The organism is Parahaliea mediterranea, from assembly GCF_003402235.1.
Taxonomy (GTDB): domain Bacteria; phylum Pseudomonadota; class Gammaproteobacteria; order Pseudomonadales; family Halieaceae; genus Parahaliea; species Parahaliea mediterranea.
In genome coordinates, this window is the sequence record NZ_QEWO01000001.1 from 907,529 (window position 1) to 930,019 (window position 22,491).

16 protein-coding genes are annotated in these 22,491 nt (G+C 65.1%); 2 read left to right on the forward strand and 14 right to left on the reverse strand.

What is annotated here, in order from left to right; translation table 11 throughout:
* Positions 1–26 precede the first annotated feature (26 nt).
* The 10 genes from DDZ17_RS03910 to DDZ17_RS03955 form a co-directional block, all read right to left on the reverse strand.
* Positions 27–1,994 (reverse strand): TonB-dependent receptor domain-containing protein, encoded by a 1,968-nt coding sequence (locus DDZ17_RS03910; RefSeq protein WP_116364606.1) that lies wholly within the window; start codon positions 1,992–1,994, stop codon positions 27–29.
* 96 nt (positions 1,995–2,090) lie between these two features.
* Entirely contained in the window at positions 2,091–3,437 is a 1,347-nt protein-coding gene (locus DDZ17_RS03915; RefSeq protein ID WP_116364607.1) for a sensor histidine kinase, read from the reverse strand.
* Complete coding sequence (locus DDZ17_RS03920) at positions 3,434–4,144, reverse strand: response regulator transcription factor (RefSeq protein ID WP_116364608.1); 711 nt, start codon at positions 4,142–4,144, stop codon at positions 3,434–3,436. The genes DDZ17_RS03915 and DDZ17_RS03920 overlap by 4 nt, the downstream gene beginning before the upstream one ends.
* Before the next feature lie 33 nt (positions 4,145–4,177).
* Positions 4,178–6,334 (reverse strand): TonB-dependent siderophore receptor, encoded by a 2,157-nt coding sequence (locus DDZ17_RS03925; protein ID WP_116364609.1) that lies wholly within the window; start codon positions 6,332–6,334, stop codon positions 4,178–4,180.
* 136 nt (positions 6,335–6,470) lie between these two features.
* On the reverse strand, positions 6,471–8,285 hold the full coding sequence (locus DDZ17_RS03930; RefSeq protein WP_116364610.1) for a M2 family metallopeptidase: 1,815 nt from the start codon (positions 8,283–8,285) through the stop codon (positions 6,471–6,473).
* A gap of 236 nt (positions 8,286–8,521) precedes the next feature.
* A complete protein-coding gene (locus DDZ17_RS03935; RefSeq protein ID WP_116364611.1) occupies positions 8,522–9,094 on the reverse strand; it encodes a YSC84-related protein in 573 nt (190 codons plus the stop codon).
* Between the two features lie 112 nt (positions 9,095–9,206).
* Positions 9,207–11,876, reverse strand: a complete 2,670-nt coding sequence (ppc, locus tag DDZ17_RS03940) for a phosphoenolpyruvate carboxylase (RefSeq protein WP_116364612.1) — start codon at positions 11,874–11,876, stop codon at positions 9,207–9,209.
* 13 nt (positions 11,877–11,889) lie between these two features.
* Positions 11,890–12,888: a type I glyceraldehyde-3-phosphate dehydrogenase gene (gene gap, locus DDZ17_RS03945; protein ID WP_116364613.1), complete on the reverse strand. Its 999-nt coding sequence runs from the start codon at positions 12,886–12,888 to the stop codon at positions 11,890–11,892.
* Positions 12,889–13,911, reverse strand: a complete 1,023-nt coding sequence (locus DDZ17_RS03950; protein ID WP_116364614.1) for a glyceraldehyde 3-phosphate dehydrogenase NAD-binding domain-containing protein — start codon at positions 13,909–13,911, stop codon at positions 12,889–12,891.
* Between the two features lie 15 nt (positions 13,912–13,926).
* Positions 13,927–14,562 carry a bifunctional 4-hydroxy-2-oxoglutarate aldolase/2-dehydro-3-deoxy-phosphogluconate aldolase gene (locus DDZ17_RS03955; protein ID WP_116364615.1) on the reverse strand — a complete coding sequence of 212 codons (636 nt, stop codon included), beginning with the start codon at positions 14,560–14,562 and terminating at the stop codon, positions 13,927–13,929.
* A gap of 320 nt (positions 14,563–14,882) precedes the next feature.
* Here DDZ17_RS03955 and hexR point away from each other — a divergent pair, with 320 nt between their 5' ends.
* Together hexR and DDZ17_RS03965 are read left to right on the forward strand one after the other, a co-directional pair.
* On the forward strand, positions 14,883–15,722 hold the full coding sequence (gene hexR, locus DDZ17_RS03960) for a transcriptional regulator HexR (protein ID WP_206613427.1): 840 nt from the start codon (positions 14,883–14,885) through the stop codon (positions 15,720–15,722).
* Between the two features lie 150 nt (positions 15,723–15,872).
* On the forward strand, positions 15,873–17,243 hold the full coding sequence (locus DDZ17_RS03965; RefSeq protein ID WP_116364616.1) for an MFS transporter: 1,371 nt from the start codon (positions 15,873–15,875) through the stop codon (positions 17,241–17,243).
* Positions 17,244–17,250: 7 nt separating this feature from the next.
* Here the strand turns inward: DDZ17_RS03965 and DDZ17_RS03970 are convergent, their stop codons facing one another.
* From DDZ17_RS03970 to DDZ17_RS03985, 4 genes are all read right to left on the reverse strand, one after another.
* Positions 17,251–17,697, reverse strand: coding sequence for a YaiI/YqxD family protein (locus tag DDZ17_RS03970; protein WP_116364617.1), 447 nt, complete (start codon positions 17,695–17,697; stop codon positions 17,251–17,253).
* A gap of 4 nt (positions 17,698–17,701) precedes the next feature.
* Positions 17,702–19,357, reverse strand: a complete 1,656-nt coding sequence (locus DDZ17_RS03975; protein ID WP_116364618.1) for an AMP-binding protein — start codon at positions 19,355–19,357, stop codon at positions 17,702–17,704.
* Between the two features lie 159 nt (positions 19,358–19,516).
* Positions 19,517–20,977: a glycosyl hydrolase family 79 N-terminal domain-containing protein gene (locus DDZ17_RS03980; RefSeq protein WP_116364619.1), complete on the reverse strand. Its 1,461-nt coding sequence runs from the start codon at positions 20,975–20,977 to the stop codon at positions 19,517–19,519.
* Between the two features lie 114 nt (positions 20,978–21,091).
* Positions 21,092–22,483: a DEAD/DEAH box helicase gene (locus DDZ17_RS03985; RefSeq protein ID WP_116364620.1), complete on the reverse strand. Its 1,392-nt coding sequence runs from the start codon at positions 22,481–22,483 to the stop codon at positions 21,092–21,094.
* Positions 22,484–22,491 lie beyond the last annotated feature (8 nt).

Here is a 22,491-nt window from a genome sequence, read left to right on the forward strand (position 1 = left end):
ATGTCCTGCGGCGCGGCGCTACCGCCTCAGAACATCAGCCGCGCGCTCACCCGCACGTCACGCCCCTGGGCGGGCTGGCCAATGATGCCCTCATAACCGGGAATGTGGGTGAAGTCCTCCACGCTGCCGTGGTCCAGGTACTGTTCGTCGAACAGGTTTTTCACCGTCAGGGTCAGCTGCAGGGCGTCGAAGGCGCGGGGCTGCCATTGCAGGTACACGTCGTGCACGTTGTAGCCGTCCTTGTCGATGCTGGCATCGGCGGAGGCCACGTAGATGTCGTTGACGTCATCCACAAACTGCCCCAGCCAGCCCGCCACCAGGGTCTCGGTGATGGCGTAGGACACGTCCAGCGTCACCTGATCGCCGGTGGTGGTGCCCAGGTAACCGTAGGCGTAGCGGGTCAGTGATTCGCCATCCAGTTCGGCATCGGTGCTGACGAAGTTGAGGTTCACGTTCAGGCGCTCGCCCAGGTACTGCAGGCCCAGGGTGTAACCGTCGGAGTCGATATCGCCGATGTTTTCGTAGTGGCGCGACCAGGGCAGCGCGTTGCCGATAGCGTCTTCAATGGTCATGTCGTGGGCGCCGGCGGAGAGGATGTAACTGCCCAGTTGCCAGCTGATGCCCAACTCCAGGTTCTTGGCGCGCTCGGCTTCAATGTCCGGGTCGTTGGTGGTGCCAAACAGCTTGAAGCCGTCGTTGGTTTCCGGCCCGCGCAGGGCCTCTGCGTAGCCGCCGCTGAGGGTCACGCCGCTGGCAATGTCCCAGCTGAAGCCAGCGTTGGGTGAAAAGCCACTCTCGTCAAAATCGTCGTTGGCCTCGTCGGTCAGCTCGAACTGGTCGAAGCGGGTGCCAAAGCTGAGCAGGAAGCTGTCGGTGAGGCGGTAGTGGTCCTGCACGTAGTAGCCCAGTACCGAGCTGGTTTCCTTTTCTTCATCGCTGAAGCTGGCATCGCCGGCGGTCACTTCATCGTCGCGGTAGTCGATGCCGTACACCAGTTTATGGTTACCCAGGCGGCTGGTGTTGCGCAGGTCCAGGCCCCAGGTTTCCACTGCGCTGGTGTAGTTGTCGATGGGGCGGTAGATGTCGAAGTCCGTCACGTAGGCGGTCAAATCCAGGTCCAGCCAGTTGGAGCCGGCCGGATTCAGCAGGTATTTGCCGGTGGTGGTCTTGCGGGTGAATTCCAAGTCCCACACCGGGTTGGCGGGGCCAGGCGCCCACTCCGGGCGGCGCAGCTTCTCGCCCTCCTCGTCCAGCTGTTCGTAGCTCAGGCTGATTTTCTGGGCATCGCCGATGTTCCCCACAATCTTGCCGTAGCCCAGGGTCTGCTCGGATGCGGTGCCGGCCATCGCGTCGCCGTTGCCGTCCACCATCTCGTCCTGGTCGGAATACACGTAGCTGGCCATGGCGCTCCAGTCCTGGCCCAGGCGGCCGTAGCCGGACACGCTGGTTTTGTAGCCTTCGGTGTTATCGAAGTAGCCGCCCTTGACCATGGCGCCAAACTGCTGACCCGGTGCCAACAGGTCTGCCGGGTCCTTGGTGGTGAAGCGAATGGCGCCGCCCATGGCGCCGGGGCCATTGGTAGCCTCGCCAGCCCCCACCGACACCTCCACCGCCTGCAGCAGTTCCGGCTCCACGGCGATGCGGCCGGTGTGGTGGTAGGTCACGCCGGACTGGGTGGCGCCGTCGATCATGATGTTCAGGGTGTCTTCGCCGAGGTTGCGCACGTAGATCTTCTGCGCCGCGCCCACCGAGCCGCCCACCATCACCGAGGGCACGCTGGCAAACAGGTCGTCCAGGTCGTTGGCCTGACGGCGTTCGATATCCAGGGTGGACAGCACCGTGTCGATCTTCTCGCCCATCACCAGCACGTGTTCCAGTTCCTGGTTGTCGCCCACCTCGGTCACCGCGCTCTGGGCCAGTGCCGCCACCGGCGCCACCGCCAGCCCTGCACTGCACAGGCCGCGCACCATCTTGCTACGAATAAACCACTGCATGAAAACCCTCCCCCTTTGTTGGATGCATTAAATAATAATGATTATTGTTTACATGGGAGGGGATTGAAACGGGATTTACATTTGTTACACCGCCGCTCAGGCGGTGTGCGGCAGAGACACCCGCACCCGCAGGCCGCCACCCGGCAGGTTTTCGGCCCGCACCTGGCCACCAGTGGCCTCGATCTGGCGCCGCGCCAGTGCCAGCCCAATGCCAAAGCCCTCGCTGTCCGGGTCATTGGCCGCCGCCGGCAGGCGGAAGAAGGGCTGGAAGATGGCCTCCAGGTGTTCATCGGGCACGCCGGGGCCCTGGTCATCAATCGCCAGCGCGTAGCCACCGCCCTGCGCCACGAGGGTCACGCGGACGCAGCCGTCGACGGGGCTGTGGCGCAGGGCGTTGCGCAGCAGGTTTTCGATGGCCTGGGCCAGGGCCCGGTGGTCGCTGCCGGCCAGCGGCGCCTCTTCCGGCAGCTGCGGCACAATGCGCCGGTCGGGGAATTCAAAGGCGGCATCGTCGATGACAGTGTCCAGCAGGTCCACCAGATCCAGGGTTTCGCCGCGCAGCTGGGCGTGCTCGTTCTCCAGCCAGGCCAGGGCCAGGCTGTCCTCCACCAGGTTGCGCATCAGGTCGGCCTCGCGGCGAATCCGCTGCAGGGAGGCCTCGGGTTGCAGGCCCTGCTGCAGGCTGTGCACAGCCATGTCGATGCGCGCCAGCGGGGTGCGCAGCTCGTGGGACAGGTCGGCCATCAACTGGCGCAGGGTGGTAATCACATGGCCGGTGCGCGCCGCCATGCGGTCGAAGTGATCCGCCAGGGCGGAAATTTCATCATTGCGCCCGCCCAGGCTGGCCCGCACCTGCACGTCAAAATCCCCGGAGCTGATCTGCTCGGTGGCGCGCTGCAGGGCGCGCAGGGGGTCCACCACGTGGCGGTAAAGAAACCAGCACAGCAGCAACAGCAGGGCCAGGGGCAGCCCGATCTGCAGCAGCAGGCGGGTGTAGTGCCAGTAGGCGCCGGGGCGCATGCGCTCCGGCAAAATCATCAGAAAATGGGTGTCGCCACCGGCGAAGGGCACTTCCATGATGGGGTTGGCTTTAAAGTACAGGTGGATTTTCCAGCCCACGTCCCGGCCCAGGCGAAAGCCCTCGGTGAAGCGTTCGGTGAGCACACTGCCAGCCAGCGGGGTGATCTGCGAGCGCACCACCGCCGCCCAGGTGTGCTCGCGCTGCTGCAGCTCGCGCAGCCAGCGCTCAAGGGCCTGTTCATCGCCCGCCAGGTAGAGCCGCTCCGCCTGGGCGCCATAGTCCAGAATTTGCTGCTGGTGCTCTTGCGCCAGCATGCTCATGCCCTCTTCGGTGTTGGTCACCAGCCAGCTGATCACGGCGAACAGGGACACCGTGCCAAGGCCCACGGCAATGCAGAGCTTCCACAGCAGACGCCGCTTCACGTGAAGCGATAACCCCGCCCGTGCAGGGTTTGCAGCCGCGACACATCAAAGCCCGCGGCCCCAAGGCGCCGGCGCACCCGGCTCAGGTGCATGTCGATGCTGCGGTCGTAGCGGCTGAATTCGCGCTGCAGCACCAGCTGATACAGGTAGGCCTTGGACATCACCTCGCCGCGAAAGGCCACCAGCGTCCACAACAGCTTGAACTGGATGGGGGTGAGCTTGAGATCGGCGCCAGACACGCAGGCCCGCTGCTGCACCCGGTGCAGGGTCAAAGGCGGCGCATGCAGCGCCTGGGTGGCCGGCTGCACCGGCTCGCCGCCGGCGCGGCGCAGCAATGCCTCAATGCGCAGCAGCAGTTCGGTGAAGCTGAAGGGCTTGGCCACGTAGTCATCGGCGCCGCTGGTAAAACCGCGGATGCGCTCCTCCTCGGCATTGCAGGCGGTGAGCATTACCACCGGCGTCTGGCGGGTCTGGCGCAGCTGCCGTAGCACGGTGTAGCCATCCATGCCGGGCAGCAGCACATCCAGCAGAATCAGGTCGAAGGGCTCCTCCAGCGCGGCCCGCAGCCCGGCGGCCCCGTCGCTGGCATGGCGAGTCACAAAGCGGTTGGCCGCCAGCAGCTCGCCGAGCTGCTGACCCAGGGCCGCGTCGTCCTCCACCACCAGCACCCGGGGGCCGGGCGCTGGGCGAATCAACTGAGCCTGCATGGCGTTACCCCCACCTGGCGCCCTCGCCGCCGCTCAAAAGCGGTAGTTGAAGGACAGGCGGTAATCCCGCGGTGTGCCGTACTCCAGTTGCCGGTAGAAACCGATCTGGCTGTAGTAAGTTTCATCAAGGGCGTTCTGCACGTTGAGCTGGCCCGACAGACGGTCAGTAAAGTCATAGCGCAGCATCAGGCTGACCAGGGCAAAGTCGTCCTGTTCCAGCCGCTCCGGCGCATTGGTTACCACGTTGAAGGTGTCGGTGTAGTTGCTGTCTTGCCAGTTCACGCCGCCGGACACGGTGAGGCGGCTCCAATCACCGGGGAGGCGGTAGGTGGTGAACACCTTGAACAGCCTGTGCGGCATATCGGTGTTCACCTCGTTGCCGTCGGCATCCTCCGCGTCGAAATCGGTGTAGCTGGCACTGATATCCCAGCCCTCCGCCAGCAGGCCCGTGACTTCCAGTTCGTAGCCGGTGCTGGTGGCCCCTTCGGCGCCATAGTAGGCCTGCTCGTTGTCGGTGCCCGGCACAATGTTGACACCATCGGCCTGGGCCAGGTTATCCTGCTCCACGTCGAATACGGCCAGGGTGGTTTGCAGGGCGCCGTCCAGGAACTGGCTCTTGAGCCCGATCTCATAGCTCTTGCCGGTGATCGGGTCGAGGAAGTCGCCGCGGCGGTCCCGCCGGGCCTGGGGCTGGAATATCTCGGTGTAGCTGGCGTACAGGCGGTGGTCTTCCGTCAGGTCGTAGAGCACCCCGGCGTAGGGCACCACCACGCCAGTATCGCCGTAATCCACCGCAACGCCGTAGGTGCTGCCGCTCTGCTCCCAGTCGGCCACCCGGGCGCCGAGGATTACTTTGAGCGGGTCTGCCAGGGACAGGCGGGTGGCTGCATAAACACCGCTCTGTTCTGTGGTCATGTCTACATCCTGGCCCTTAGCGCCCCAGTCCGGCTGCGGGTAGTTACCGTCCCACTCAAAGAAATTGCCGGGTTCGGCAATATTGCTGCGGGCGTGGGAGAAGGCGGTTTCGTCCTGCTCGCTGTCGATGGCGCCAAAGGTCAGCTCGTGCTCGCGACCAAACAGGGCGTAGCTGCCGTTCAGCTGGGCGCTGATATTGAGCTGTTCGCGCTCGGTATCGGCCTTGCGCGGCGAGGCGCGCATGCCAAGGCCAGTGACCGGGTCCGGCGCGCCAGACAGGTACAGCAGCAACTGGTCGGAGGCATTGGTGTTGTGGTTCACGCTGAGCTTGGCGCGCCAGCTGCTGCCAAAATCATGTACCAGGTCCAGGTAGTAGTTCTCCACCGTAGAGGACCAGCTCGTCCAGCGGGCGGCCACGGTTTTGGAGCGGCTCCAGTCCGCCTGGCTACCATCGGCCAGCCACACCGGCAAACCGCCCCAGGTGGAGGCGGTGGGCGCGTTGTCCTGGTAGCTGCCGCCAACACGCAGCAGGGTGGCCTGGCCGAGATCGGCCTCTACCACGCCGTAAAATACGGACTTTTCCTCGCCGGCGTAATCGCGGAAGGAATCGCTCTCTTCATAGTTGGCCACCACCCGCCCGCGCAGGCTGCCGCTTTCGTTCAGGGGGCTGCTGACATCGGCCAGGGCCCGGTAGCTGTTCCAGCGGCCGGCGCTCACGGTGGTGTAGCCGGTCAGTTCGCGGCTGTCGGCGTGTTTGCGCACCAGGTTGATGGAGGCAGACGGGTTGCCGGCGCCGGTGAGCAGGCCGGTGGCCCCGCGCACCACTTCCACCCGCTCGAACAAGGTGGTGTCGGTCTGGGTTTCGCCGGCATTGCCGCCCGGCTCCCAGCTGATGGGAATACCGTCAATCTGGTAGTTGTCGATAGCAAAGCCACGGGCGGAGAAGGTGTAGCGGCTGCTGTCCTGGGCCCGGGCGGAAATGCCGGCGGCGTTGTTCACCACGTCGGTGAGGGAGCGCAGGTCCTGGTCGATGATGCGCTGGGCGGTGACCACGCTCACCGACTGGGGGGTTTCCGCCAGGGTCAGGCCGAGGCCAGTGGCGGTGTCGATACGTTCGGAGATGGTGTATTGGCCGGTGACCACCACCTCTTCCAGGCGCTCTGGCCGGGCGGCATTACCCGACTGCGTTGTTTGCTGGGCGAGTGCCGCCTGGCTACCGAGCAAAACGAGAGCGACGGCCAGTGGGTGGCGACGCAGTGGCGGGCGGTGTTGCATGGACTTGGCTCCTGACCGAAAGTTTGCAAAGGGTCAGGAACGATAATGACAAACATTATCATTTGCAAGCAGGCAACACCCCCGCCCGGCTTTGGCAAAGGCTCAGCTTTTGCAGAGACTCAGCTTTGCCAGAAGCTCAGCTCTGCCAGCCGCACTGGCGGTCGCGGTTCTGCTCGTCCAGCCAGTCCTTGAGGGGCGCGAAGTATTCCAGCATGGCGGACACATCCACATCGTCGCTACCGGTGAAATTCTCCAGCGTCTGCTGCCAGGGCAGGCGCTTGCCGGCGCTGAGCATGGCGTTCAGCGCCTGGCCAGCCTGTTCGCTGCCGTAGGCAGAGCAGGCATACAGCGGCCCCTTAAAGCCGGCCTGCTCGCACATTTCGCGGTGGAACTGGAACTGCAGCAAGTGGGCGAGGAAATAGCGGCTGTAGGAAACGTTGGCCGGAATGTGGTACTTGGCGCCCGGGTCGAAGGCCTCGCTATCGCGTGCCACCGGGCTGGAAACCCCCTGGTATTCCCTGCGCAATTGCCACCAGGCGTCGTTGTACTGCGCTTCGCTCAGCTCGCCGGAAAACACCTGCCAGCGCCACTTGTCCATGATGTAGCCAAAGGGCAGGAAGGCCACCTTGTCCAGGGCCATCTGCATCAGCTGGGCGATAGTGTTCTCTTCGGTGGTGGCGGGCTCCTTGTCCAGCAGGCCGATCTTCACCAGATAGGAGGGCGTAACCGACAGGGCGATGGCATCCCCCACCGCTTCGTGGAAGCCGGCATTGGCGGAACCGCGATAATAATAGGGTTGCTGGTTGTAGGCGCGCTGGTAATAGTTATGGCCCAGCTCGTGATGCACCACCCTCACCTCTTCGCCGGTGCGCTGGATGCACATCTTGATGCGCAGATCGTCCACCGCATCCACGTTCCAGGCACTGGCATGGCACACCACGTCACGGTCTTCGGGGCGGGTGAACAGGGAGCGCTCCCAGAAGGTTTGCGGCAGTGGCTCCAGCCCCAGGGAGGTAAAGTAGCCCTCGGCCATTTTCACGATGTCCAGGGCGTCCATATCGCGCTGCTCAAGGATGGCGGTCAGATCATAGGGCGCCTTCCAGGCGCCGCCCATCACCACATCCTCAATATTGCCCCAGCCCTGGGCCCACATATTACCCAGCAGGTGGGCGGGAATGGTGCCGTCATCAGGCATCACCTCCTCCCCGTAAACGTCTTGCAGGCGGTCGCGCACGTGGCACTGCAGGGATTCATACAGCGGCTTCACCTCCTGCCAGTAGCGCTCCATGTCGCCGGCAAAGGCGTCACCGCTCATGTCGTAGCGGCTGCGCCAGTAATCACCGAGATCCTTGTAACCCAGGTCCCGGGCGCCCTGGTTGGCCAGTTCCACCTGTCGCGCATAGAGTTTGCGCATGGGCGGCGACACCTCGCGCCAACCCTGCCACAGTGCCAGCAGCTCGCTGGCGTCGCGGCTGTTGGCCATGCGCAGCTCCATGTCACGCAGCACACTGCATTCGCCGGCCTCGTTACAGTATTTGCCGGTGGAATAGAGGCTCTTCAGCTGCGCGCCAATCTCCACCAGCTCCGCCGTGCTGGCGGCGTCTGCCGGCGATGGCACCGACACATCGTGGCGTATCAGCTCCAGATCGCGGCGGGTTTGCGCCGACAGCCCCGGCACCTGCAGGTAATCCCGCGCCTGGCGGGCCTGTTCGCCGCCAAGAATGGTCAGGGCCTTCTGGGTATCCACGGCCATGGCCTGGGTGTCGTGGGTGATGAAGTTCTGGAATACCCATTCCGCGCGGCTGTTTTTTACCGACAACTCGGCGCTGCGCTGGCCAGCCTGGTCGATAAACGCGCGCACTGCCTGCTCGGTGGCCGGCGCGGCCGATACGGTAGCAGCCGCCCCAAGCATCACGGGCGCCAGAGCGCTGCGGACGTTACGTTTCAACATATTTATTCTCCTGCGATGATTCCGGTGGCGGGCGCGCGCTGCGCATCGCCTGACCTGTGTATAACGAACAGTAGACCGAAATCATCAATGGTGCCGCCGGCGCCGGGGCAGGCGATGTAAAAGCAGGAGGAAGAGCAGGAGAAAAAGGAGAGGGACGAAAGAGAGGAAAGAACAGAGCAGAACCGGCAGCGTGGCCCACCCAGCGGCCACGTGCCGGCACAATTACTGGCAGGAGATTACAGGGGCTTGTAGGTGAACTTCTGGCCGCCCAGTGCCGCTTCGTACATCAACCCACCCTTGGCGATGGTGAAGATGGCCATGCCCTTGCGGTAGCCGCCGTGGGAGGTTTTGGCATTGTTGCTGCCGCCGCTGGCGCCAGCCGCAGCGCCGCCACCGGTGTTGGCCTCGGCGGACACGCCGGCGGTGATGGCAACGGCGGTGGCCTGGGCGCTGAACTCGAAGTTGCCGGAGGTGAATTCCTCGAAGGCGCGCTGGTCTTCAAAGAAAATAATCTGGCTGTAGGCCTGGCCACCCAGCTGGAAACCAACGGTCACCTGGGTCATGGTGGATTCACCCACCGGGTTGCCGTGCACATAGACCTTGCCCTTGCCGTGGGCGCCGCCGATACCGATACCGCCTTTGCCAATGGTGGGGAACAGGGCGTAGCCGTAGGCGGATTTGAAGAACTCTCCGCTTTCACCGGCGCGCTTGAAAGATTCCATTGCCTCGCTGTAGCTGTCGGCCTGTGCGCCGGCGGCGCCAAAGGTGACTGCCAGCAGAACGGCAAGGGATTTAAACAGGTTCTTCATGGTTGCGGGCCTCTTGAGGTCACAGGGGGAAAGTGCGTTTGCCGAAACACCGCCGGCATGCGCCGGCGGTGGTCAATCATTGTGTGCATGGCACTGCCAGCGGTCAAGAAAGCTAGCCAGTGTTACGCATGCCGGCGGCAATGCCGGCAAAGGTCACCATGATGGCCTGTTCCAGCAGCGCTTCAGGTTCGGCACGCTGGCGCTGCAAAAGTTCCGCCTGCAGTACATTGAGCGGGTCGGTGTAAATGTTGCGCAGCTGGATGGACTGGCGAATCCAGGGGCTGTCCTCCAGCGGCGCATCCACCCCGTGCAGGGCCAGTACAGTGGCGTTATCGTGGGCCAGCTGGGTGCGCAGGTCTGCACCAATGCGCTGCAGTTCCCGGGGCACCAGGCAGTCGTCGTAGTGGGCCGACAGGCCAACGTCGGCCTTGGCGAACACCATTTCCAGCATCGACAGGCGGGTGGCGAAAAAAGGCCAGTTGGCCGCCATCTCCTCCAGCAGTGCCCGCTGGCCGCGGTCAATCGCCGCCTGCAGGGCTTTGCCCGCCCCCAGCCAGGCCGGCAGCATCAGTCGGTTCTGCGACCAGGAGAATATCCAGGGAATGGCGCGCAGGCTCTCGATGCCGCCGCCCTTGGCCCGCCGCGCCGGGCGCGAACCCAGCGGCAGGCCGGCCAGTTCCTGCTCTGGCGTGGCATAGCGAAAATACGGCACAAATTCCGGCTCGCCGCGCACCACGGCCCGGTAGGCCTCGCAGGAATCCGCCGACAGCGCCTCCATGACCTCCCGCCATTCGGGCTTCGGCGCCGGCGGGGTGGACAGGTTGGCGCGGCAGATGGCGGTGGTGTAGGTGGCCAGGGTTTTTACCGCCAGCGAGGTCCAGCCCAGCTTGGCACGAATCATTTCGCCCTGCTCGGTGACCCGCAGGCCGTTTTCCAGCGAGCCCGGCGGCTGCGACAGCAAAGCCGCGTGGGCCGGCGCCCCGCCACGGCCAATGGTGCCGCCGCGGCCGTGAAACAGGGTCAGCTTGACGCCGTGTTCGTCGCACACCGCCAGCAATTCTTCCTGGGCCCGGTACTGGGCCCAGGAGGCCGCCAGCACGCCGGCGTCCTTGGCGGAATCCGAGTAGCCGATCATCACCATCAGCCGGCCGTCGATGTGGCCCCGATACCAGGCGTCATCCAGCAGGCTGGCGATCACCTCCCGCGCCCGGGACAGGTCGTCCAGGGTTTCAAACAGCGGCGCCACCGGCAGGTCGAAGGGGCAGCCGGTTTCGCGCAGCAGCAGATGCACCGCCAGAATGTCCGAGGCCTGGCGCGCCATGGAAATCACGTAGGCGCCCAGGGCGTCCTCGGGCTGGCGCGCCACCACTTCGCAGGTGGCCAGCACTTCCGCGGCGTCCTCGGAGGGCTGCCAGCGGGCCGGGATCAGCGGCCGGCGGCTGGACAGCTCCTGCAGCAAAAAGGCGCAGCGGGCTTTTTCATCCCACTCGGCATAATCTCCCAGGCCAAGGTAGCTGGTGAGCTCCGACAGCACCTGGGTGTGGCGGGCGCTGTCCTGGCGGATGTCGTGACGCAGCAGATGAACCCCGAAGCAGCGCACCCGGCGCAGCAAATCCAGCAGGCCGGCATTGGCAATGGCCTGCATGCCGCAGTCGAGCATGGAGTCATAACAGGCTTTCAGCGGGGCCCACAGCACCGCTTCGTCCAGTGGTGCCAGATCGCCGCGCCCGCCATTGTCCAGCACCGCCTCGATGGCAGCGAGGTGGTCGCGCAAAGTAGCGCGCAGATCCCTAAGCACCGCGCGGTAGGGTTCGTGGGCGTCGCCAGAGAGCGCCCTGAGCGGTTCGTTGCAGTGGGTCATGGACAGCTCTTCCACCAGCTGCTCCACATCCTTGAGGTAGAGGTCGGTGGCCTGCCAGCGGCTCAGCCACATGACCTCGGCGGTCACCTCGTGGGTAACGTTGGGGTTGCCGTCGCGGTCGCCGCCAATCCAGGACACAAACGTGACCGGCGCCGCCTCCAGCGGCAGGCCCTGGCCGCAGGCTTCCTGCAGGGCGCTGTCCAGGCGGCGCAAAAATTCCGGCACCGCCCGCCACAGGGAATCCTCCACCACAGCAAAGCCCCACTTGGCCTCGTCCACCGGGGTGGGGCGCTGCAGGCGAAAGTCGTCGCCGTACCAGATCTGGGCGATCAGCTCCCGCAGCCGCGTGTGCAGGCGCTGCTGCTCGCGCTCGGTGAGCCCGCCCAGTTCCAGTTGGGACAGGCAGCGGCCAATTTCCGTGTGCTTGTGGATGAGGGTGCGACGCATGATCTCGGTGGGGTGGGCGGTCAATACCAGCTCGATGCGCAGATTGTCGATGGTGTCGACAAGCTGCTCCCGGGAGATGCCCTCCTCCGTCAGCTCCGCCAGGGTGGCCGACAGGGCACGGGACGCTGAAAACAGCGGGTCCATCTGCCGCGACACCGTGTGGTGCTGGTCGGCAATGTTGGCCAGGTTCAGGAACTGGGAGAAGGCCCGCGCCACCGGCACCAGCTGGGCGTTGTCGAGATTGCGCAACACCGCCAGCAATTGCTCGCGCTCGACGCTGGAATCATCGCCGGAGGCCAGCCGCGCGGTTTTCGACAGGCCGCGAATTTTCTCGATCAGCGCCAGAAACTCGGGGCCCTCCGCATCGGCGATGGTCTCCCCCAGCAGGCGCCCGAGAAAGCTGACGTTGCTGCGCAGGCCGCTGTAATCGGCCTGTCCTTCTTCGTTTTCCACTGCTGCTTCTACCGTTCCCATACCCGGTTCCTTCTTACCAGCTACCTACCCGGGAGAGCAGGTCACATACGCGGCTGGAATAGCCCCATTCGTTGTCGTACCAGTTAAGCACCCGCAGGTAGCGATCGCCAGTCACGGCGCTGAACCCTGAATCGTAGATCGACGAGTGCGAGTTGCCGATGATATCGGAAGACACGATCGGTTGGTCGCTGAATTGTAAAATGCCATGCAGGCGCTCGGAGGCCGCCGCCTCGCGCACCACCTGGTGAACATCGTCCACGCGAATGGCCTTGCCCAGCTTGACGAACAGATCCACCACCGAGCCGTCCGGCACTGGCACCCGGGCGGCAATGCCGTGCAGCTTGCCCTTGAGCTGTGGCAGCACTTCCCCCACCGCCTTGGCGGCGCCGGTGGAGGTTGGGATGATGTTCTCGGCGGCGGCCCGGCTGCGGCGCCAGTCGGAATGGGGCACATCGGCCAGGCGCTGGTCATTGGTGTAGGCGTGCACAGTGTTGATCACGCCCTCTTCGATGCCAAAGGCATCGTTCAGCACCCGCGCCATGGGCGCCAGGCAGTTGGTGGTACAGCTGGCATTGGAAATAATGCGGTGATCGGCACTCAGGCCGTCTTCGTTCACCCCCAGCACCACGGTGTAGTCCACCGGGTCCGCCGCGGGCACGGTGAGAATCACCCGCTTGGCGCCGGCCTCTAGGTGCTGCTTCAGTTGCTCGCGCTTGCGGAACACGCCGGTGGACTCCACCACCGCGTCAATGCCCATCTGCGCCCAGGGCAGGTCGGCGGGGTTGCGCTCGCTGAGCAGCTTGACGCGGCTCTTGGGAGTCACAAAGTGGCCGTCTTCAAGCTTGAGGCTTTTGCCGAAGGGGCCCATGACGGTGTCGTAGTTGAGCAGGTAGCGCAGAGCATCCGGGTCGAACAGGTCGTTGATGGCAACCACGTCCACCCCTTCCACGTTTTCCAGAATACGAAATACCGAGCGGCCGATGCGGCCAAACCCATTGATGGCGACTTTCATTTACGCGGCCTCCTGCTTGCGGTCCAGTTCGGCGTAGAGGCGCACCACGTCCAGCAGACGGGCGGCGTGCCCCAGGTTTTCGTACCAGCTCAGGCACTTGATGATGTGGTTGCCGGCTTTGATGGTGCCCCTGGCATCAAACAGCAGGGACAGGGCGCTGCCGATCACATCGGAGGACACAATCGGGTCTTCCGCCACCGCCACCACCCCCGGGTAGTCGCCGGCGGCATCGCGCACCGCCTGGGTGATGGCCTCTGGCGTTACCTTCGGGTCGCTGATCACCAGGTTCAAATCCAGCAGGCAGCCCTCGTGAATCGGCACATTCAGTGCGGCAGTGGTGATTTTGCCCGCCATGGCCGGCAGGATGTGGTCCAGCCACTGCCCCGCCTCGTGGCTGTTGGGAATGATGTTCTCGGCGGCCGAGCGGCTGCGGCGAAAATCCGAGCCGGCGTAATCCTGCAGGGCCTGGTCGGAGGTGTAAGCGTGCACGGTGGTCATGCTGCCGCATTCAATGTCAAAACGCTGCGACAGGATGTGCAGCAGCAGCGCCAGCGCGGTGGTGGTGGCGGAGCCGGCGGACACCATGCGGTCACCGGCGGCAATGGTGTCACCATTGATGCCAGGCACCACAATGCGGTCGATGCCATCCAGCGGCAGGGTGCGCAGCAGCACCCGCGGCGCGCCGTTGCCCAGGTGGTCCTGCATTTCCGCTACGCTGCGGTATTTGCCGGTGGAATCGATCACGGCATCCACGCCGAACATATCCCAGGGCATTTCCGCCGGCTGGTCGATGCGCATCAGGCGCGAGCGAAAACGCGGGTTCACCAGAAAGTTACCCTGCAGGGTATGGCGCTCGGGCTCTGCCACCTCGGAGCACAGCAGGTAGTGCAGGATGTCGGCCTTGCCGATGTCGGCAATCGCCACCACTTCCACATCGTCGCTGCGCGATGCCAGGTCGTAAATCTGCCGGCCGGTCTGGCCAAAACCCATGATGCCAACGCGAATGGGCGCAGGTTGTGCCATTGTCATTTCTCCGTTTCAGTTGTTGTCCGTGGCCATGGCGCTTGCCGCCAGGGCCGCAATGCGATCCCACTGCCCCTCGGCCACCAGCGCTGGCGCCACCATCCACGAGCCGCCGCAGCAGATCACGTTGGGCAGGGCCAGGTAGTCGCGGAAGTTGTCAGGGTTCAGCCCCCCGGTGGGGCAAAAGCTCACCTGGGGGAAGGGGCCGCCGAGAGCCTTGAGCATGGGTATGCCGCCCAGCGCGGCGGCAGGGAACAGTTTGAACGTGTCCAGGCCGTAATCCAGGCCAAGCATGATGTCGGACGGCGAGGCCACGCCAGGCACCAGCCCCACCCCACTCTGGCGCGCCGCCTGCAGCAGGCCGCTGGTGAGCCCTGGGCTAACGGCAAAGTCCGCCCCGGCCGCCATGGCCCTGTCCAGCTCGGCACCGTTGGTGACCGTACCGGCGGCAATCAGCAGGCCCGGCACCTCTGCCTTTACCGCGGCAATGCCCTCCAGCGCCGCAGGCGTGCGCAGGGTCAGCTCCACCGCCGGCATGCCCGCCTCCAGCAGGGTGCGCGACAGGGTCACGGTGCGCGCCACATCCTCCACGGTAATCACCGGCAAGACGCGGCAGGGCTTCAGGGTGGCTCTGATCTCGGATGGCTGCATGTCCGCCTCAACCTCAAAACGTTGTTTTATTACATTTTTGACACTCTAGGCCATCCCCGGGGAATTGGCAAGCTGCGCCACCCATTCAGGCAAGCCGACAAGCCCGGTAGTGCAGGAAGAAGTGCGGACAGAAAAATGTTATTGAACTCGCTGTTTTTATGCCTTTTCTGCACGACAGCCCCGGAAGCAACCCCACCCACCCCACAGAATCCGAAAAATCTGCGAAAGAGGCTTGCACCTATATTGTTGTTTTATTACATTTTTAAGAAAGACGAACCAAGCACCGCCGGAGCCGACACCATGCACAGGAAGCAACCACAGTGAGCCTGCTGGCGGAAATGCGCGACACGGAGGCCCGGCGCAGCAAGTCCGAGCGCAAGCTCATCGAGCATATCCTGCGCGCGCCAGAGGCGGTGCTGAACACCCCCATCGCCCGCCTGGCTGCTGCAGTGGGCGTGAGCGAGCCCACCGTCAACCGTTTTTGCCGCGCCATGGGCGCCCGGGGCTTTCCGGATTTCAAATTACAGCTGGCTGGCGAACTCGCCCGCGCCCGGCCCAGCATGACCCGCGACATCGAGCCGGGCGATTCCGGCAGCCACGTGGCGGCCAAAATTTTTGAAGCCACCGCCGCCAGCCTGGCCAGCGCCCACAACGCCCTGGACACCAGCGCCCTGGAACAGGCGGTGGACGCCCTGGATCGGGCCCGCTCCATCGCCCTGTGCGGCCTTGGCGCCTCGGCCTCGGTGGCGCTGGACGCCCAGCACAAGCTGCTGCGCTTTCAGACGCCTGTGGTGGCGCACACCGACATCATCAACCAGCGCATGCTCACCGCCAGCCTGCAGCCGGACGACTGCCTGCTGTGTATTTCCTACACCGGCCGCACCCGGGCCATTACCGAAATCGCCCAACTGGCACAAAACAGCGGCGCCACTGTGATCGGGCTCACCAGCCCGGGCTCGCCGCTGGCCAGGGCCTGCACCCTGGTGCTGGGCGTGGCCGGCGGTGAAGACACCGACCTCTACACCCCGATGACCTCCCGCATTGCCCAGTTGGTGATGATCGACGTGCTGGTGACTACCCTCGCCCTGCGCAAGGGCCAGGCCTTTGCCGACCACCTGGACGCGGTAAAGCAAGCCGTGGCGGCCACCCGCTCGCGCTGAGCGGGGCATCCCGCCCATCCTTTGGCGCTGGCTCACGGCCCTGTTTCAGCTAAACCCGGTTGCAGCAATACCCTTGTGTGATGGGCAATTCCTAGTACCCTTGGGCCACACCCGATTTCCACGATTTCAACAACAAGCGACGGCGGCACCATGCGTACACTGATGACCGTAACCTCCCTGCTGATTTCCACTGCGCTGCTGCTGATCGGCCACGGCATGCAAATCACCCTGCTGCCGCTGCGCGGCTCGGTCATCGGCTTCTCGGAATTCCAGGTGGGTATGAGCGCCTCCGCCTACTTCCTTGGCTTTGTGGGCGGCGCGCTGGTTATTCCGCGCATCATTGCCAAGGTGGGCCACATCCGCAGTTTTGCGGTGCTGACCGCCATTTTCATCACCGCCCTGCTGGGGCTGGAAATGCTGGACAGCTGGGGCGCCTGGCTGGTGCTGCGCTTTGCCACCGGCGCCATGATCTGCGGCCTGTACACAGTGATCGAGAGCTGGCTCAACAACCAGGCCACGCCGGAATCCCGCGGCCAGGTGCTGGCCATCTATACCTTCATCGTGCTGATGTCGATGGCCGCCGGCCAGGGCCTGATCAACGTTGGCCCGGTGAGTGAGGCCGCGCCCTTCATGCTGGCGGCGGTGTTCCTGGCCCTGGCCATTGTGCCGGTGGGCCTCACCAGCCGCCTGGCCCCGGCGCCGCTGGAATCCACCCGCATCCGCTTCAGCCTGCTGTACGAACGCTCGCCCTCGGCCTTTGCCGGGGCCATTGTGTCCGGGCTGGTGGTGGGTGGTTTCTGGTCGCTGGGGGCAGTGTTTGCCCAGCGCTACAGCGCGTCGCTGTCGGATGTCACCCTGTTCATCACTGTGACTATCGCCGGCGGCGCCCTGTTCCAGTACCCCATCGGCTGGCTGTCTGACCGTGTGGACCGGCGCCGGGTGATGCTGGCCCTGTGCTGCCTGGGGGCGGCCTCTGCCGCCGCGGTGGCCGCCAGCGTGGGCACCCCCTGGCACATGGGGGCGGTGTTTTTGTTCGGCGCCTTTACCATGCCCATGTACGCCATCTCCCTGGCGATGGCGGCGGACAATTCCAGCAGCAGCGAGTTTGTGGAAATCGGCACCTCGGTGCTGATGCTGAACGCCCTGTGCGCGGCGGCGGCCCCCCTGCTGCTGGGGCAGCTGATGACGGCCCTGAGCCCGGTTGCCCTGTTCTGGGCCTCGTCGGCACTGTGCGGCCTGTTCGCCCTGTATGTCGGCTACCAGTGCACCCGTCGGCGCCCGGTGACCGTGGAAGAACAAACACCCTTCTCCGCCGCCGGCATGGAAGCGGCGCCAACGGCCTTCGACCTGGACCCGCGCGGGCTGGAGGATGAAGTGGGCGACTTGGTGCCGGAAGAGGCAGAGCCCGCGCCAGACGCTGCAGACGCGGGAACCGGCGAGGCCGGTGCCGAAAAGGCCGAATCGGAAGAGAAACCAGCGCCAGCGCCCATTCGCCTGGGGCCCGAGGACAGGGAGTTTTAGGCGGGCTCTAGCGGGCCCGGGCCAGCATCTGGTCCAGGCGGTTGGCAAACAGCTGCCGGTCTGCCTGGCTGAGCGGCGCCGCGCCGCCGGTCTCGACGCCGCTGTCGCGCAATGTGGCCATGAAATCGCGCATGTTAAGGCGGGCGCGAATGTTGTCGGCGGTGTAACGCTCACCCCGGGGACTCAGGCCGCAGGCACCCTTCTCCACCACTTCCGCCGCCAGCGGGATGTCGGCGGTAACCACCAGATCCCCCGCCTCGGCGCGCCCGACAATCAGGTTGTCTGCCACATCAAAGCCCCGCTCCACCTGCACAAAGCGGATGTTGGGGGCCTTGGGCACTTGCATGGCGTGGTTGGCCACCAGGGTCAGGCCAATGCCGGTGCGCTGGGCGGCGCGAAACAGAATCTCCTTGATTGCCACCGGACAGGCGTCCGCGTCCACCCAGATGTGCACTGCCTTAATCCTCCAGCCAGTGAATCAGCAGTTGCTTTTGCTCTGCCGCCTGGCGGGCCAGGTTCTGGGCCAGCTCGCCAAAACGGGCCTCTACCTGGTCACGGCGGATTTTCATGGTCGGGGTGAGAATGCCGTTGTCGATGCTCCAAGGTTCGCGACTCAGGATCACCGCGCCAATGCGGGCGTGGTGTTCCACTGTGTCGTTCACGCTCTCGGCCATCTCGCGCACCGAGGCTTCCACCACCTCTGGCGGCAGGGCCCTGGCCTCTTCGGTGAGCACCGCCACCATCACCGTTTTGGAATAGCCACGCCCCAGCAGGCACTGCTGTTCGGTGTGGGGATTCTTGGCAAAGGCACCCTCGATGGGCGGCGGCGCCACGAACTTGCCCTGGATGGTTTTGAAGTAGTCCTTCACACGGCCGGTGATGTAGATAAAGCCATCGTCATCCACTCGCGCCTTGTCGCCGGTGTGCAACCAGCCGTCGCGCAGCAGTTCGGCGGTTTTTTCCGGGTCTTTGTAGTAGCCGGGGGTATTGCCGTCGGAGCGCACCACCAGCTCGCCCTCCTCGGTGATGCGGTATTCCACGCCGGGCAGGGGTTTGCCCACGGAGCCGATGCGGCGCTGCTCCATGCTGCTGACAATCAGGCCCATGGCCTCGGTCTGGCCAAAGCCCTCCATCAGCGTCAGGCCCAGTTCGCCAAACCAGTGAATGAGTGGCGGCGGGGTCGGGGCCGCCGCCGTGAGGCAATAGCGCACCTGGTCCAGCCCCATGGTCTGCACAATCAATGCGCCGGTGCCTTCACGATCGGCTGCCAGGGCCGCATCCAGTGCCGCCTGGCCGCCCAGCTTGCCGATCACCGCCTGCTGGAACTGCTCCCAGATGCGCGGCGGCCCAAAGAATATATGGGGCCGGGTTTGCTGCAGCTCCGGCAGCAGGTTTTCAAGGCCGCTGTTGAAGGTGACCTCGCCACACACCACCAGGGAGGAGAATTCCACAATCTGGCGCTCGGCAATATGCGACAGCGGTAAATAGGAGAAGTAGCGGGTGCCCTCTTCGGCGCCAAAGGCGGCGGTAAAGCGGCGGATGGGGATCAGGTTGCTCTCGTGGGTTTGCATCACGCCCTTGGGCTTGCCGGTGGTGCCGGAGGTAAACACCAGTGACATGAGATCCGAGGGCTGGCACTGGTGCGCCGGGCGCCGCCCGCTGCCGCTGGCGAGCAGCTCATCCCAGGTCAGGTGATCCTGCTCCAATTCGACACCGGGCAGGGCCACCAGCACGGCGTCATCCGGCACAACAGTGCTGACCGACGCCCAGTTGCCGGCGGCGCCCACAAACACCACCTTCGCCCCGGCAAAATCGAGGATGTAACCGGCGGTATCCGGCGGCAGGGTGGTAAACAGGCCCACGGTGACATTGCCGGAGGCGATCACCGCCATGTCCGCCAAAAACCAGTGGGGGCCATTGGGCGCGAGAATGGCCATGCTCACGCCGCTGCCAAAGCGGTCTTCCAGGGCACTGGCCACCGCCATGGCCTCGTCGCGCGCCTGGGCCCAGGTCCAGTCGCGGGCGCCTTCGCCCTGCAGGGTGCGCATCCAGACGGTATCCGGGCAGGTATCGGCCCAGTGGTTAAGCAGGGAGGGAATAGTCTCCAGCGACATGACAACTCCTGATTGTGATTATTCGAAGGATGGTTGAGCCAGGGTCAAGACTACCAGAGGCCGCCGTGGCGAATAAGTCTTGCGGCTGACAGTCTGCGGCGCGGCCGTGTTTAAGCAACTGGTAGGCGTGGCGCGGCCTTGTGTGTGCGTGGCGCGGCCTTATGCCGGCAGCAGGCAGAAGGTAATGCTGAGGGGCGGCAGCGCATCCGGCAGGGGCGCCAGCGCAAAGTCCGCCAGGCTGAGGTCACCCTTGCGCAGGCGCGGCCGCTCGCCGTTGATCTTCAACTTGCGCGCCCCAGGCTGCTTGGCAGTGAGGATGTAACAGCCGCTGGCAATGCCAAAGCCGCGCAGGCGCAGCGGCAGAGCCTGGCTGTGCAGGTTGATCAGCAGCAGTGTGCGCCCCGCCCCATCTGGCCGATCGTGCAGGTAGGCGCGCAGGTAGGGGTCGGAACTGCGCACCCGCAGCACCCGCTCACCCATCAGGCGCCGCCACAGCCAGCTTACCCAGTAGTCCGGCCGTGGCTTGAAGGTGAGCCGGTCGATCATGCCGTAGTCGCCGCCAATCAAGGCCTGGCGCACCATCACCCGCTGCCCCAGCACCGCGCCCTGGCCGAGTTGGTCGGCCCACCAGAAGCTGGACGCCCAGCGGTCGGACAAAAAAGGCTGCCCGCCACACTGGGCCGAGCCGGTCTCGCCCGTCCACAGCTCAGCCCCGGGCTGGAAGCGATCACGCAGCCGCGCCAGTTGGGCGCTGTAGCGGGCGAAGTCGTCCAGCGCCCGTGGGTCCAGCATGGATTCCAGCCGCGCGCTGCGGGTGCGCAGCGGGCTGCGCTCACTCTGGAAGGGGTAGTAGTGCCAGTCGACAATGTCCAGCGACTGCTGCAGGCTGGCGAGAAAGCGCGGGGTAATGCGGGTGAAAGGCCGGAAGGTTTCGCCAAGGCGCGGCCAGAAGGCGCTGCCGGGGCCGGAGATGCGGGCTGCGGGAAAATACTGGCGCACCAGGGCGGCAAAGCGATCGTAGTCCTGGGCCAGGCGCCGCGCCCCCGGCTGGGCGCGCAGGCCGTGGAAGGCCCAGTAGGCGTTCAGCTCATTGCCCAGCTCAAACACATCAATGCGCTGGCCCCGCTCGCAGGCGTGCTGCAGCAGGCGCTCCAGTTCGCTGCCGTCCCAGCTGCCGTGCTCGCTGCGCCGGAACAGGCCGTACTTGCAGGTAAAAATAAGGCCGAGGTCGTGGCGGGCGATAAAGTCCTGCAGCGCATCCCACTGGGATTGCGTCAGCATCAGGGCATCGGTTTCCCCGGGGGGCGCTTGAAAATAGTGGATGCGGTCCGCCTCGGAACCGCCAATGCGCAGGTAGGCTGGCCCCAGCGCACCGGCAAGGCGGTTAAGCGCCTTGTTGTCCAGCGCCAGCGGCGGCACCGGCAGGGTGCCAACGCCGCGGCGGGCGCGGCCGGCGCCCTCCCACCACAAACCGCCGGCAAATACGGAAATGTCGATGGACCAGGAGAGGTAGCGCGCATCCACCCGGCGCTGGGGGGCATGATGCAAAAACAGCACTTCCGCCGTGGCCGGTGCATCGGCCTCCCCGCTGTGCGAACGACGCAGTGGCCAGAATGCCATCAGGGCAGGCGCTTACCTGCCACCTGTACCGGCAAGTGCGGGGCGGCGATAGTGATCATGGCGCCGCAGTATGCGGCACCAATGTGACAGCAATGTAACAGCGCCTCCTGGCGATCAGCTGGCGGCGCGGTTACCGTTGGGGGCAGCGCCGTTGCCCCGCCCGCGTCCACCGCGACGGCGGCGGCTGCCGTTGTTGTTGCCGTTGCCGTTGCCAGAACTGCGGCCATTGCCACCGCCATTACCATTGCCACTTGCGCTGCGCTGGCGTGCCTGCTGACCGCTGCCGTTCTGGCCGCCACGGCCACCGCCAGAGCGGCGCCCGCGATTGGGCTGGCGCGGCCCGGTGGGAGCCGGCGGGGTATCGGGCACGGTGTGGTCCGGCACAAAGCCGTCCACCGCTTCGCGCGGCAGGTTTTTGCGGATGAGCTTTTCAATGTCCCGCAGGTAGTCCACTTCGTCTGCGCTCACCAGGGAGTAGGCGCGCCCGGCGGCGCCAGCGCGACCGGTGCGGCCAATGCGGTGCACATAGTCCTCGGCCACGTTGGGCAAATCGAAGTTCACCACCTGGGGCAGCTGCTCGATGTCCAGGCCACGGGCGGCAATGTCGGTGGCCACCAGGGCCTGCACCTTGCCCAGCTTGAAGTCGCCCAGGGCGCGGGTGCGGGCATTCTGGCTCTTGTTGCCGTGGATGGCGGCGGCCGGAATGCCGGATTTTTCCAGCTGCTGGCTGAGGCGGTTGGCGCCGTGCTTGGTGCGTGTAAACACCAGCACCTGGTGCCAGTCGTTGGTCTTCACCAGGTAGCTCAGCAGGGCCGGCTTCTGTTTTTTGTCCACCGGGTAAACCCACTGCTGCACCGTATCGGCGGTGGCGTTGGGCGGCGACACTTCCACCTTGGCCGGGTTGTTCAGGTAGCCGCCGGCCAGGCGCGGGATGTCGCCGGCAAAGGTGGCGGAGAACATCAGCGTCTGGCGCTTCTCCGGCAGCAGCTTCATCACCCGGCGGATGTCGTGAATAAAGCCCATGTCGAGCATGCGGTCGGCTTCATCCAGCACCAGGAACTCCAGTGCGTCGAAGTTCACCGCGCCCTGGCCGTGCAGGTCCAGCAGGCGGCCGGGGGTTGCCACCAGCACATCAACGCCGCGGGACAGGCGGTCGATTTGCGGGTTGATTTTTACCCCGCCAAATACGCAGGCAGAACGCAGCTCAAGATAGCGGCTGTACTCGGTGACGTTGTCGTGCACCTGGGCGGCCAGCTCGCGGGTGGGTGTCAGCACCAGGGCGCGACAACCGCGCTTGGGAGCGCGCTGGCCACCGGACAGGTTCTGCAGCATGGGCAGCGTAAAGGCGGCGGTTTTGCCGGTGCCGGTCTGGGCGGCGGCCATCACGTCGCGGCCCTGCAGAATAAAGGGGATGGCCTGGGCCTGGACGGGTGAGGGTTTGTCGTAGCCCTGATCGGCAATAGCGTGCAACAGGGCCTCGGACAGACCGAGGTCTTGGAAAGTCATGGTCAACA